Source organism: Paucibacter sp. KBW04 (assembly GCF_003852425.1).
Lineage (GTDB): Bacteria > Pseudomonadota > Gammaproteobacteria > Burkholderiales > Burkholderiaceae_C > Paucibacter_A.
Map to the genome: position 1 here is coordinate 61737 of NZ_QAJN01000001.1, position 13644 is coordinate 75380.

A 13644-nucleotide genomic window follows, 5' to 3' on the forward strand; every position below is an offset into this window, starting at 1 on the left:
TCAGGGTTTCTTTTGTTGTTGCTGCTGCTTTGCTTGCCATTGGGCCAGGGCCTGGCGGCACAGCCAGCGACCGGCGCCGCTGCCAGCCAGGATCAGCGCCAGGCTGATCATCTCCGGCATGCCCCAGGCCTTGGAGGCGATGAAGTCAAGCCCGAAGGCCTGGCCCACCCACCATCCGGCCAGGGCGCCCAGCACAAAGCCGAGCGCGTCCGCCAGGCCTTCTTGCAAGGCCTTTTTCATTGCTGCATCCATGTTTTTTTGTCTCCCTCGTGTGCTTTCGACTTCTACTTCTGTTTTAGGCCCTGCTCAGCGGTTGCGGCTTTGCATAAAGACCAGCTTCTCGAACAGGGTCAGGTCTTGCTCATTCTTCAGCAAGGCGCCCACCAGAGGCGGCACCGCGGTGGCGGCGTCCTGGGTCAAGAGCGACTCGGTAGGGATGTCTTCGGCCACCAGGAGTTTGAGCCAGTCCAGTAGCTCGGAAGTCGAGGGCTTTTTCTTCAGGCCCGGCAGATTGCGCACCTCGAAGAAGGTCTTCAGCGCGGCAGCCAGCAGCTCTTTCTTCAGGCCGGGGAAGTGCACGTCCACGATGCTCTGCATGGTCGCCGCATCGGGGAACTTGATGTAGTGGAAGAAGCAGCGGCGCAAAAAGGCGTCGGGCAGCTCTTTCTCGTTGTTCGAGGTGATGAAGACCAGGGGGCGGTGCTTGGCCTTGATCAGCTGGCGGGTCTCGTAGACGTAGAACTCCATGCGGTCGATCTCACGCAAGAGATCGTTAGGGAATTCGATATCGGCCTTGTCGATCTCGTCGATCAGCAGGGCGACGGGCTGCTCGGACTCAAAAGCCTGCCAGAGCACACCCTTGACGATGTAGTTCTCGATATTGCGAACCTTGTCCGAACCTTCGATGCCGGCCAGCTGGCTGTCCCGCAAACGGCTCACTGCGTCGTATTCGTAGAGGCCTTGCTGGGCCTTGGTCGTGGATTTGATGTGCCATTGCAACAGGGGCATACCCAGGGATGCGGCCACTTCCTCGGCCAACATCGTCTTGCCGGTACCGGGCTCGCCCTTGACCAATAAGGGGCGTTGCAGGGTGGCGGCGGCGTTCACCGCCAACATGAGATCGGGAGTGGCGATGTATTGGTCCGAGCCTGCAAATTTCATGCTGTAGATCAAGTGATAGATTGGAAAAATCAGTATAGAGCCGCGACCTATAATCGCCGCCGAACTAGACCAAGACCCCCGGAGACCATGAAAAAACTGTTGCAGAGCTCGCTTGTCGTGGCCGCTATGTTTGGCGCCTCGTTTTCCGTTCATGCCCAGGCAACAGCCGCGGGTCAGGGCAGTGTTCAATCCAAGATTGCCATGTGCATTGGCTGCCACGGCATTCCAGGGTATCAGGCCACCTTCCCTGAGGTGCACAAGGTGCCCATGATCGCAGGTCAGAACGCCAAGTACATTGCCACGGCGCTGACGGCCTATGCCAAGGGTGATCGCAAGCACCCCACCATGCGCGGCATCGCTCAGACCCTGAGCGAGCAAGACATCGCCGATATCTCGGCCTACTACGAGAAACAGGCCGTTGTGCCCGCAGTGCCCGAGACGCCCGCCGCGCCCTCGGCCCAGGTGTCCGCCTTGCTGACCAAGGGCGCATGCGCCTCCTGCCATGGCGCCAACTTCAGCAAGCCCATCGACGGCAGCTATCCCAAGATCGCCGGCCAGCATGCCGACTACCTCTTGGTGGCCCTGAAGTCCTACCAGACCGAAGGCAACCCCGTGGTCGGCCGCAGCAACGCCATCATGGCCGGCCAGGTCAAGCAGTTCAGCCATGCCGAGCTGAAAGCCATCTCCGGCTACCTGGCCAGTTTGCCGGGTGAGTTGCGCACCGTGCCGCAAAGCAAGTTCCGCTGAATCCAGCGTTAGGCCGTAGCGGTGCCAGTGGCGCGGCTGCGGAATTGAGAAGCCGCCTTGGCTGTGGACTTCTTGCAGGCGAAAGCCTGCAAAAGGTCGCAGAAAGGCGGCTTTTTCATGTTTATCTAGAGGTGTGCATCCTCTCGGGCTGCGTGATACTGGGTGTTCCTGACTTTCTCATCTCGGCTGCACCCAGCGATGCTCAAGAAGATTCCCACACAGCAGGTTCAGTTGGGCATGTACCTCCAGTCCATGGAGGGCTCCTGGCTTTCTCATCCTTTTTGGAAGACCAAGTTCGTCCTGAAAGATCAGGCCGATCTCGAAGCCTTGTTGACCAGCGGCGTGCCCATGGTCTGGATCGATGTCAGCAAGGGCGACGACGTCCAGGACTGCCCCAAGCAAGAAGCCAATGCCCATGCCCAGGTGCAAGCGGCCCTGGCCGTGCCCGAGCCCAGCGTTCCGGTGGCCGAGGCCGCCAAGTTTGTCCCCCCAGCAGCCGCCCTGCCTGAGAAGGTCAGCCTGGGCGCCGAGATGGAACGCGCCGGCAAGGTGATCAATCGCTCCAAGCAGGCGGTGATGTCCTTGTTTGGTGAAGCCCGTTTGGGCAAGGCGGTCGACACCGAGCAATGCTTGCCGGTGGTGGAGGAGGTGGCCAATTCGGTCTCCCGCAATCCTTCGGCCCTGATCAGCCTGGCCCGGCTCAAGACCAAGGACGACTACACCTATATGCATTCGGTGGCGGTCTGTGCCCTGATGGTGTCCCTGGCCAAACAGTTGGACATGAACGAGGAGCAGGTGCGCGAAGCCGGCCTGGCCGGCCTGCTGCACGATATCGGCAAGATGATGATGCCGCTGGACGTGCTCAACAAGCCTGGCGCCCTGACCGAGGCCGAGTTCAACGTCATCCGCTCCCACCCGGTGCGGGGCTACCAGATGCTCAAGGAGGGCGGCGCCGTGCCGGCCTCGGCCCTGGATGTCTGCCTGCACCATCACGAGAAGATGGACGGTACCGGCTATCCGCAAAAGCTCAAGGGCGAACAGATTTCGGTGCTGGCCCGCATGGGCGCGGTCTGCGATGTGTATGACGCCATCACCTCGACCCGGCCTTACAAAAGCGCCTGGGACCCGGCCGGCTCCATCCAGCGCATGGCGCAGTGGACGGGGCAGTTCGATCCGCAGATCTTCAAGGCCTTTGTGAAGTGCGTGGGCATCTACCCGGTGGGCAGCTTGGTGCGATTGGAATCGGGCCGCTTGGCCGTGGTGGTCGACCTCAACCCTTTGTCCCTGGCCGCGCCGCTGGTGCGGGTGTTTTACTCCACCCGCTCCAAGCTGCCGGTGCCGGTGCAGATGCTGGACCTCTCCAGCCCTACGGTGCAAGACAAGGTGGTCGGCCGCGAGTCACCGCAGGACTGGGGCTTTACCCACCTGGACGATATCTGGCGCGCACCTCAGTGAGGCTGGGCCGTTCGCCCTGCGCATGAGCCGAGCGGGGCCCTAGGGTTGCCCCCAGAGATATTGCCTTGCCTGCTCCCTACACTCCCGGCAACGCCATTCCTGTGAGGGCTTGCTCATGCGTCGATTGCTTGTGTCGGCTGTCGTTCTTGCGCTCTGCTGCGGCAGCCTGGTGCAGGCCCAGACCCTGCGCTGGGCCAGCCAGGGTGATCCCCAAACCATGGATCCCCACTCACAGAACGAGAGCATGACCAATATGGTCAATGGCCAGGTTTATGAGCGCCTGACCAATCGCGACCGCCATCTGAATATCGTGCCCGGCCTAGCCACCGAGTGGAGCCAGGTTTCGCCCCTGTTGTGGCGCTTCAAGCTGCGGCCCGGCGTCAAGTTTCACGAGGGCCAGAGCTTCACGGCCGACGATGTGGTCTTCTCGGTGCAGCGCGCCAAGGAAGCCAGCTCGCAGCTGGCCGTCTACGCCAATGCGGTGGGTGTGCCGCGCAAGGTGGACGAGCTCACGGTGGAGTTTCAACTCAATACCTTCAACCCTATCTTTTTGCAGCACATCGACCTCTTGTGGATGATGAGCAAGCCCTGGGCCGAGGCGCACAAAGTCCTGCGCCCCCTGGACTTCAAGAACAAGGAAGAAAGCTACACCAGCCTGAATGCCAATGGCACCGGGCCCTTCCGCCTGGTCTCGCGCCAGCCCGGCATCAAAACCCAGTTCAAGCGTTTTCCGGGCTGGTGGGGCAAGTTCGAGGGCAATGTGCAGGAGGTGGTGTTCAGCCCCATCGCCAACGACGCCACCCGTTTGGCGGCCCTGGTCTCGGGCGAGATCGACTTTGTGCTGGACCCGGCGCCGCGCGATGTGCCGCGCCTGCGCAATACCAGCGGTGTGAAGATTGTCGACGGGCCAGAGAATCGCCTGATCTTCATCGGCATGGACCAGGCGCGCGACAAGCTTTTGCACGGCCAGGCGCCGGGCGACAAAAACCCCTTCAAAGACATCCGCGTGCGCCGTGCCCTCTACCAAGCGGTGGACGTGGAGGCCATGCGCGTCAAGCTGATGAATGGCCTGAGCATCCCCACCGGCGGTCTGACGCCTTCCGCCGTGGCGGCTTTCGGTGATGCCGCACTGGATGCGCGTTACCCCTTTGACGTCGCGGCGGCCCGTAAGCTGATGGCCGAGGCCGGCTATGCCAATGGTTTCGAGGTCATGCTGGACTGCCCCAACAACCGCTACGTCAACGACGAAGAAATCTGCCAGGCCCTGGCCGCCATGTGGGCCCAACTCAAGATCAAGGTGAGGGTCTCGGCCATGCCCCGCGTGACCTTTTTCCCCAAGCTTGAAAAACTGGACAGCAGCCTCTTCCTCTACGGCTGGGGCGGCGCCATCACCGATGCCGAGTCCATTCTGACCCCTGTGTATCGCAATCGCGGCGAGCGCGGTGTCGGTGCCTACAACTACGGCAATGTGCATAACGACAAGTTCGATGCATTGGCGGCCCAGTCCAGCACCGAGCCCGATCCAAAAAAGCGCGAGCAGCTGATCAAGGCCGCGCTGCAGGAGTACAAGGAGCAGTTCCATGTCCTGCCCCTGCACCGGCAGATGATTCCCTGGGCGGCACGCAGCAATATCAATGTGGTGCACCGTGCCGACAACTGGTTTGAGCTGTCCTGGGTGCAGATCGGGCGATAGCTCTTGGCCGAGCAAACTTAGGCCCAAATCGACCAGCATCTCCGCCGAACATAACCTCACCGGCCCTGGCAAGATCAGCTGATTGCAAGACTTTTGTCTGCGCTCCTGAACTTGCCTGGAAGCCCACCATGCCGCGTCGATCGGATCTTCTGTCTGCCCCCCTTCAAGCCTTTCTGCCCCGCGCCGGGCAGGCAATTTCTGCCGCAGCCCTGGCCATGGCCTTGACTGCCTGTGGCGGTGGGGGCGGCAGCAGTGCCAGCGGTGGAGGCAGCGACCCCACGCAGACGACGGTGTTCAGCGTCGATCCCACCCTCAGCGGCGTGGCTGCCGTGGGCGCGCCGCTGACCAATGCACGCATCCAGGTGGTGGACGGCAAGGGCGTGGCGGTGGGCTCGACCACAAGCTCGACGGCGGACGGCTCCTACAAGCTCACGCTCAGCAGCAAAAACCTCAACTCTCCCTTGCTGCTGCAGGTGCGCGGCTTGGACGCGGCCGGCGTTCCGCAGGTCTTGCATTCGGCCGTGCCGATTCTCAGCGCCTCCACTCCGGCCATGGTGGCCAATATCACCCCGCTCAGCAATGCCATCGTGGCGCTATCGCTGGGCAGCGATCCGCAAGCCGTGTTTGCCGCGCCGACTCAGAACGCCACCGCGGTCATCGCTGTGGCCAGCGCGGCCAGCGGCGCGGGTGAGTTTGTCAAGAGCTTGGTCAAGACCCAGCTGACCGACCTCAAATTCAGCAATGTCGCGGCCCTTGACCTGCTGGCCGACCCGAGCTTTAGCGCCAACAAAAGCGCCCAAGACCTGCTGCTGGAGAGCCTGCGGGTCAATGTGCTCAAGAGCAGCAAGGGCGTGATGCAGCTGCAACTCAGCAACAAGCTGCAAGCCGGCAGCAGTGCCGAGGTGGTGGTGGAACTGGCCACGGCCCAGACCGAGCTGCTCAAGACCACAGCGTCCAGCCCCGCCAATGCCATCGTCTCGACCCTCAAGGCCACGACCAGCCCGACGGCGACCCTGGCCAATCTGGCGCCGCTGGATGATCTCTCGGCCGCGCTCAACAAGCTGATCGCTCAAGGTGCCAATGCCACGACTATTGCGGCCTCACCCTTGCTGGCCAGTTATGACCAGCACAATGGCCGATTGAAGGCGGCCGTGGTGGCCAAGCTGGCGGACTATGCCAGCAAGAATCGACAGTTTGGTCGCTGGCTGTTGACGGGCTGTGCCGACGATGTGGTCACCGGCGGCCTGTGCAAGCGGGTGCTGGTATCGGCACCCATCAGCGACTCCACCGGCACCGTGGTTGAGCTGTTCAGCGATGCCCTCAGCTATAACAAGACCTCCACCTCGGGCAGTGTCTGGAACCTGATCGGCAATGGCAAAAAGCTGGAGCTCGCCAGCTACCCCTTGGCCTATCTGGCTCTGGCGGCCGACGGCACGCTCAACACCTCCAGCAGCCCCAACCCCACGGCCGGCATTCAGCTGCTGATTCAGGCGCAGGACAGCAGCGGCGCCAAGCTGATGGACACGGCGACGGTGCAAACGCCTGGCGGCTTCAGCATCCCCTTCGGCTATTGCGCCCAGCCGCAGCTGTGCATTTCCAGCACTCCGGGGGCTAGCAATCTGGTCGCCTCGGGCGGGGTGATCGACACCGTCTTGCAACAGTCCAGCGTGGGCTGGATAGGCGGTGCCGACACGGTGCGCAATGCCAAATTCATCGCCACCTACACCCTGACCGGCGGAGCCGAGACGCGCGCCATTTACCTGCCTGTCGATGTGCCGGCCGAGCTGCCCCAGGCCCGCTTCCCCACGCTGGACGGCGTCAGCGCCACGGCGACCTTGCGCGGTGGGCAATTCCTGGTCGGCACGGCCTTGAGCTGGGCCACTTGGGCGGCGGCCAACCCGGATATGCGCTTGATCAGCATTCGCACCGTGCTCAGCATTGCCGAGGACGCAAGCCAGGCACCCTTGATCAAGGACAGCGCGCCGCCGCTGCCGCCGGCCACCGGCCTGACTCTGGCCGGCATCAGCGTGCCCGATGCCTATGTGCCCACCCGTTACGAACTTTGGCTGGGCGCGCAGGACTCGGCGGGCCGCCGCTACTTCACGCGTTACACCCTGCAGCCTTGAGTCTAGGGCGAGCGGTCTAGCCGGCTTGAGGCCGCGGAGAATCTGGCTATGCTGGCTTTCGGTCTCGCCGCTTGCTGGTGGGGGCGGCAATTCAAAGCATGCTCTGATGAACGAAACCGATTTTGGGCGCCCGCCCGATCCGCTGCGCTTGGAGGTCACTCGCCGACTCGCGGAGCGTGAACTTCAATCGGCTCTCAGCTCTTTCCTGGGCTATGGCCTGCAGGCCTATCTGGCCCTGAGCGTGCTGCCCAAGGCCCTGGTCTGGGGCTGGCTGGGCCTGATGCTGCTGCTGGAGGGCTGCAACGCGGCCATCGCTTGGTGGGGGCGGCCGGTGCTCAAGCACCCGGCGCGCATGCGCAGCTATCTGCGCCTGCAGACCCTGGGCCTGCTGCTGTCTGGCAGCTGCTGGGGCTTGTCGGCCTTGGCCCTGGCCATGCAGGGCGACATCCTGCTCTACGCCATCAATGTCTTTGTGCTGGTGGTGGTGGGGGCGTTTTCCATCCACAACCTCTGCCTCTACCTGCCGGCCCTGGCCTGCTTCAACCTCGGCCTGATGCTGCCTGTGGCCTTGTCCGGCCTGCTGCAGACTCAGCCCTATGCCGGCTTCTCGACGGCGGCGGCCCTGTTCAGCTTTTTGATGATTCTGCTCTACGGTCATGGCGCCGGACGAGCCACCCGGCGCGAGATCCAGACCCGCTTCGCCATGCAGTCGCTGACCCAGGAGCTGATGCGCAAGAACAAGGATTTGACCGAGGCCTACCAGCTGATCGAGGAGCAGGCTGCCCACGATTCGCTGACCCATTGCCTGAACCGGCGTGCCTTGCGCCAGCGATTTCAAAAGCTGCAGGAGCGGCGGCGCAGCGAGGATGTGTTTCTGGGCGCCTTGATGATCGATGTGGATCATTTCAAGCAGATCAACGATAGGCACGGTCATGCCGCGGGTGATCTGGTCTTGCTGACCCTGGTGGCGCGCATCAAGGAGCAGCTGCGCGCCATCGACCTGCTGGCGCGCTGGGGCGGCGAAGAGTTCCTCTGCCTGGTGTTCGGCGGCGAGGGCGGCAATCTGCCCGCTGTGGCCGAGCGCATTCGGGCCGCCGTGGCCGTCCTGCCCATCCCCTTTGAGGGCGAGTATCTCTATGTCACCGTCTCGATTGGCGCGGCCCGCTTGCGCGAGGGCGAAGACTTTGAAGCCTTGGTGCGCCGCGCCGACGAGGCCCTGTACCGGGCCAAGGCAGGCGGGCGCGACCAGGTTCAGGCGGACTGAGCGACAGCCTCTTTGGCTTGAGCGGCCCTTATTCGCTGCAGCGCGTGCGCTTGCCCTCGGTGACGCAGCTGCGCAGCAGGCGGCGCTCGGGGTCGTACATGCGGGCCGTCCAGTTGCTCGTGCCCACGACCCGGTCAAACACCACAAAGCCAAATTCCTCGGTCCGCGCTTGTTCGGTGCCGGCCGCCACGATGGGGCTGGTGCTGAAGGCATCGGGCCGGGCCATGCGGCCATCGGGCAGATGGAAGGACCAGGGGGCAATCTCCCAGGGCCAGCGTTTGTCATCGGCCGCGATGTCGTAGGCCTGGTGCTGGGGCACCAGGGCCTGATAGGGCTGGGCGCTGTGCTTGCTTTGGATCAGGCCTTCCAGGGCCTGGCCCGACATGCCGATCAGGTATTGCGTTGGCAGGCCGGTGTTTTCGGGATGGCTGATCATCTGCCAGCCGTGGATATGACCCGAATGCACCATCTGCAGATTGGCCGGCAGCATGCCATTGCCGGCGGCAAAGCTCTCGACCCCGGGCTGGATGGCTTTCTGGAATTGCCAGGTGCTGCTGCTCGCCTGTTTGCCGCCGGAGTAGAAGGCGAACAGGGGCTTGTGTGTGACCAGCCAGGAGATCTTGGCCGACCGCGTTTCGGGCAGGCGGCTGAGCTGAGTCAGCTGCCGCGCCGTGCGCACATGGTCGCCGTTCGTCCAGCCTTGATTGCGCCCACGGCCCGGGTTGTCGGCCAGGCCGCCCACATCCATCAGGATCAGCTGCAGATCGCCTAGGCGAACCGTCAGTGGGTCGGTGTAATTGCTGCAGGTCTCGGCCTGGTAGCTGGGGCTGTAGGCCGGTTCGCTGGCGGGGAATTGGCGATAGTCCAGAAAGCGGTACCAGCCCGCTGCGGCGCGGTCGCATAACTCGTGATTGCCACGGGTGATGGCCCAGGGCGCGGCGGCCAGCAAGGGGCCGGCCGGGTGGAAGAAATCGGCGTCCCAGGCTTTCCAGCCATAGGTGATGGTTTCCAGATACTTGGCGTAGCGCGCCTCATTTGGCAGGTTTTGGCCGGGCTCGGTGCCCTTGGGCGTGCCCTCGCGGTAGTGGATATCGCCGTTGTGGATGATGAGGTCGGGGTTGAAGCTGGCCGCCGCCCGGGCGATCTTGCGCCAGGGCCAGTCGGACTCATCGCTGCAGTCCTGCAGGGGCGCGCCCGGCTTGCCTTGGCCGATGGCATTGGGCCCCTGCACCCGGCAGCCGGTGTCGCCCACCACCACCACCCGCTTGATCAGGGCGGCGGGTTGCAGCAGCTTGAGGCGCAGGCCGTTGATGGCGACCACCTGGGCCTCCGTAGGCAAGATCGCCTCGCAGGTCAGCACCTCAAAGTCGGCCGGGATGGGCTTGCTGCGGTCGCCCGTCTGCGAGGCCGCATTGCTGGCCACGCCGCGCACCGCGGGCGCGCGCACCTGCATGGCCTGTGCTTTGCCGTCCACCAGCAGGGCCGGGCAGCTTGCCCCATAGCTGATGCTGCGGGCCACCTGGCGGCCTTGGCCTAGCGTGGGCTCGCTGAGCTGGTAGCGCGCGGCCAGATCGGCCGGCGTGGCCGCCGCCACTTTGCTGCCGGCGGGCGAAATGGGCAGCTCATTGACCAGGCTGCCGGCCTGGGATCCTGAGCTGACGCCGCTGAAATGCGCGGTGGAGAAGGGTGTTTGGGTGGTGTCGCTGAACTGGGTCCAGGCGTAGAGGCGGCCGGGCGCTTCCAGCTTTGGCGCGGCGAGGCGCAGAGCGGTTTGTGGGTTCTGCGGCTGGGCCGCCAGGGCCGATTCAAGCAGGGCTTCTTGGTCCAGCGCAAAGCGCCGAATCAAGTCCTGACTCAGCGCATCGGCACTGCTTGGCTGGCGCAGGTCTTGCACCGTCACGCCTGCCCTGGCAGCCAGGCTGGCCAGGGCTTGCTCTGGGCTGAGTCCGGCCTCGGCCTGGGCCGCCAGCACGGTGCTGAGCCAGGACAGCTGCAGCGGCTCGCTGCCCGGGCTTGGCAGGGCGCGCAGCCGCAGGCGGGGCAGGGCCGGGTCGGCCTTGGCCTCGCCGATTTCTGCCAGCCATGCATGGCGGCCATCGCTGGCCAGCGTGAATTGGCCCTCGGGCCCGGCTTGGGTGAGGGGCTCGCCCGCGTCGCAGCGGGCGTTGTCGTTCAGGTCCAGGCAGACGCGGGCGTTTGGGCCCTCCGCATGATCCAGCAGGCCGGTGCGGGGCTGTTGGCTAGGCCCAAAGTTGGAGCAAGCACCCAGGGCCAGCAAAACGGCGGCGGAGCAGAGCGGGGCGGCGCCGCGGCGGATCGAAGAGAAGGTGGCGGGCATGGTTTGCGTGTCTTGTTGAGGCGGCAATATCGGGCTATTTTGCGCCTTTGATGTGACGAGGCTTCCTAGGGATAGAGCCTGCCGCCCATCCGTGTTGTTATGCCTGCCGAGTTCAACACAGCGAACGTACGAACGAGCAAGTGAGTGATTCGATGAAAGACTTCTTCATCAGCTACAACCGTGCCGACAAACGCTGGGCCGAGTGGATCGCTTGGCAGCTGGAGTCGGGCGGGTACTCGGTGTTGATCCAGGCCTGGGACTTCCGCCAGGGCGGCAACTATGTGCTGGACATGCAGCGCGCGCTGGAAGACTCGCGCCGCACCCTGCTGGTGCTCTCCCCCGACTTTCTTCGTTCCCAGTTCACCGCGCCTGAATGGGCCGCCACCTTTGCCAAAGACCCGAGCGGCAGCCAGGGCCTCTTGCTGCCGGTGCGGGTGCGTGAATGCCAGCCCAGCGGTTTGCTGGCCCAGCTGGTCTATGTCGATCTGGTCGGCCTGAAAAACCAGGCACAGGCGCGCGAGCTCTTGCTGCAGGGTGCGGCTCAGGGTCGGGTCAAGCCGGCCATTGAGCCGGGAATGCCAGCCCTGGAGCGCGGCTCTAACCTCCGGTCCGAGCCGCCTTGGCCACCCGGCATCAGCTTGTTTGCGCGCCTGGCGGGCACGGTGTTCTGGCGCCTGCTGCGGGACCTGGCCCTGATGCTGCTGCTGGCCTTGGGCGTGCTGTTTTTGCTGCGTGCTGCCTTGCCGGCCATGGCGGAGGAGCAGGCAGGCAAGCTTTATGCGATCGCCATGGTTTGCGGGCTGGTCTTGGTGCTGGCGCTGGAAGGCGCTTTGCACGCCCTGGGTGCGTGGCGTCTGCGCCGTGGGGTGCGGGCATGAAGGCCCGGTTTGCTTGGCGCCTGTGTCTGCATTTGGGTTTGGTGCTGGGCCTGCTGCTGGGCCTGTTCCCGCCCGGCCAAGCCGCCCCGGTCAAGCCCGGTGCGAGCCCCTTGGATTTGCAGCTGGATCGCCAGTATCAAAACCTGCAAGCCTTGCAGACCTTGGACAGGCGCGCCGCTGGCGTGCAGGCCCAGGCCCGAGCGCTGCAAGCCGACAGCCCTGGTCTGAGCGAACAAAGCAGGGCCTTGCTGCAGCGCGCCCAGGACTTGGGTGTTCGATTGGAGGACCTGCAATCATCCTCGGCCTGTGTACAGGCTCTGCACCAGGCGCAGCAAGCTTTGAACGCCCGACTCAAGGCCTGGCAAGCGGCCTTGCAAAGCAGCCAGCAGGCGGTGCAGGCCGTGGCCGCCGTAGCACCCGAGGGCTTGGCCGAGGCCGGCCGTCGTTCCGACCAGGCCTTTGACCAAAGGCAGGCGGCCGAGCAGGGCTTGGCTCTGGCCCGCGAGACTTGGGGCAAGGCATTGGGCCAGTGCCGCAGCCAATTGGCGCAAAGCGACGCTGCCGTGCAGGACCTGCTGGGCAGCAGCCTTAGCCTGCGTGTGCGGGCCTTGGCCATGGCCGAATCGGCGCAAGCCCTGCAGACCCAGACGCAGGCGCTGCTGCGCGAGGCACGCCAGCCCGGAACACCCACCTTGGCCGGCTACAAGCCCGCGCCGCAGCAATGGCCCTCGGGCGATGGCCTGAGTAACTTGCTCCAGGCCTTGAGTGCTCAGCCTCTGCCGGATCGCCTCGGCTTGCTGGAGGCCGATGGTTTGGGCCTGGCCGAGCTGAATCGGCAGCTGCAGATCCTGGCGCAATTGCAGTCCCTCCTGCCGAGGCTGCAAGATGCCGCGAGCTATGCCCGCATGGCGGACGCGGGCGAAGGCGCTGAGGCCGAGGCCGCCAGGGCCGAGATGCAGGCCTTGAGCGAGCGCAGTCAGCGGGCCCAGCAAGATCTGGATCGTGCTTTGCAAGCCATGCAGACGCAGATGCAAAGCCTGCCGAGCCTGCTGCAGCGCTTGTCGCAAACGCAGCAGACCTTGGCCGCGCAGCTGCAGCTGCTGAACGACAAGCTGCCCGCGGCCCAGCAACAGGCCTTGCAAACGGCCGCCCAGGTGGGCTTGCTTGTGCCTCCTTTGCAGACTGCGCTGCAGCTGGCCAAGGCCCAGGCGCAGCGGGCCTGGGAGCGCAGCTATCTGGCGCGTTTTGGCCATCCACCCGATGAGGGCGTGGCCGCGGGCGCCGCACCGCCGCCTGCGCCAGCCCCAGCCCCATCTCCAAAGGGCCCGACGGCCGCCGTACAGCCACCGAGCCTGGCCGGCCATGCCTACCAGTTCTTCAAGGAGCTGGGCAGCGAACGAGGCGGCTTTGGCGCGTATAGCTATGTGCTTTTGCACAGCGGCTCTGACCTTTTGAAGCCCGATGTGGCCAAACGCTATGCCCATGTGCTGGCGGTCTTGCAGCGCGAGCGCGAGGCCAGCACGGTGGCGGCCAGCGAGGCCGCCATGGTGAATTTGTTCTGCCTGCCCGGCTCGGTATCGAGCTATGCGGATGATCTCGGCAAGCAGATTTTGTTCCGCGCCCAATCGGGCTTGCTGACCCGGCCGGAGATGAAAAAGCGCCTGGGGCCCAAGGGCGGCAGTGGGCCGTTTCTGATCACCTTGCCTGTGCGCTTGTCCGAGGCGCGCTCCAGCACGCCCTTGCTGTTTGTCGATCTAAGCCTTTACCCCGAGGACACGGTGGCCGATCTGTTGAGCAGCTATATGAGCGATCTGCTGCGCGACTTCCCGCGCGAGCAGCTGCGTTGGAAGCCGCCTGTCTTGCAGCAAGTGGCCTTGACCTTGATAGGCCTGAGCAGCGATTTCAGCGGCTTGGTCATGAGCGTACTGCCCACGGCCAGTGCCGCTGAATCGATCCCCAAGCCTAAGCCCTGACCCAAGCAT

The 13644-nt window shown here is 64.4% G+C and carries 10 protein-coding genes; 7 read left to right on the forward strand and 3 right to left on the reverse strand.

The annotated features are described in order from the left end of the window. Complete coding sequence (locus tag DBR47_RS00250; RefSeq protein ID WP_124446003.1) at positions 1–252, reverse strand: hypothetical protein; 252 nt, start codon at positions 250–252, stop codon at positions 1–3. Positions 253–306: 54 nt separating this feature from the next. Continuing rightward, complete coding sequence (locus tag DBR47_RS00255; RefSeq protein ID WP_124446004.1) at positions 307–1161, reverse strand: MoxR family ATPase; 855 nt, start codon at positions 1159–1161, stop codon at positions 307–309. An 87-nt stretch (positions 1162–1248) separates the two neighbouring features. On the opposite strand from DBR47_RS00255, the gene DBR47_RS00260 reads away from it, so the two are divergent. The 5 genes from DBR47_RS00260 (at position 1249) to DBR47_RS00280 (ending at position 8446) form a co-directional block, all read left to right on the forward strand. Continuing rightward, positions 1249–1908, forward strand: a complete 660-nt coding sequence (locus DBR47_RS00260; RefSeq protein ID WP_124446005.1) for a cytochrome c — start codon at positions 1249–1251, stop codon at positions 1906–1908. Between the two features lie 198 nt (positions 1909–2106). Continuing rightward, positions 2107–3363 (forward strand): HD-GYP domain-containing protein, encoded by a 1257-nt coding sequence (locus DBR47_RS00265; RefSeq protein WP_124446006.1) that lies wholly within the window; start codon positions 2107–2109, stop codon positions 3361–3363. Between the two features lie 115 nt (positions 3364–3478). Beyond that, positions 3479–5056, forward strand: coding sequence for an ABC transporter substrate-binding protein (locus DBR47_RS00270; RefSeq protein ID WP_124446007.1), 1578 nt, complete (start codon positions 3479–3481; stop codon positions 5054–5056). A 215-nt stretch (positions 5057–5271) separates the two neighbouring features. After that, positions 5272–7182: a hypothetical protein gene (locus tag DBR47_RS00275; RefSeq protein WP_124446008.1), complete on the forward strand. Its 1911-nt coding sequence runs from the start codon at positions 5272–5274 to the stop codon at positions 7180–7182. A gap of 106 nt (positions 7183–7288) precedes the next feature. After that, positions 7289–8446 carry a GGDEF domain-containing protein gene (locus DBR47_RS00280; RefSeq protein WP_197046783.1) on the forward strand — a complete coding sequence of 386 codons (1158 nt, stop codon included), beginning with the start codon at positions 7289–7291 and terminating at the stop codon, positions 8444–8446. A gap of 28 nt (positions 8447–8474) precedes the next feature. Here the strand turns inward: DBR47_RS00280 and DBR47_RS00285 are convergent, their stop codons facing one another. Beyond that, a complete protein-coding gene (locus DBR47_RS00285; protein ID WP_124446010.1) occupies positions 8475–10784 on the reverse strand; it encodes a metallophosphoesterase in 2310 nt (769 codons plus the stop codon). Positions 10785–10936: 152 nt separating this feature from the next. Here DBR47_RS00285 and DBR47_RS00290 point away from each other — a divergent pair, with 152 nt between their 5' ends. Beyond that, positions 10937–11662, forward strand: coding sequence for a toll/interleukin-1 receptor domain-containing protein (locus tag DBR47_RS00290; protein ID WP_124446011.1), 726 nt, complete (start codon positions 10937–10939; stop codon positions 11660–11662). Continuing rightward, positions 11659–13635, forward strand: coding sequence for a hypothetical protein (locus tag DBR47_RS00295; RefSeq protein ID WP_124446012.1), 1977 nt, complete (start codon positions 11659–11661; stop codon positions 13633–13635). The genes DBR47_RS00290 and DBR47_RS00295 overlap by 4 nt, the downstream gene beginning before the upstream one ends. The last annotated feature ends 9 nt before the right edge of the window (positions 13636–13644 follow it).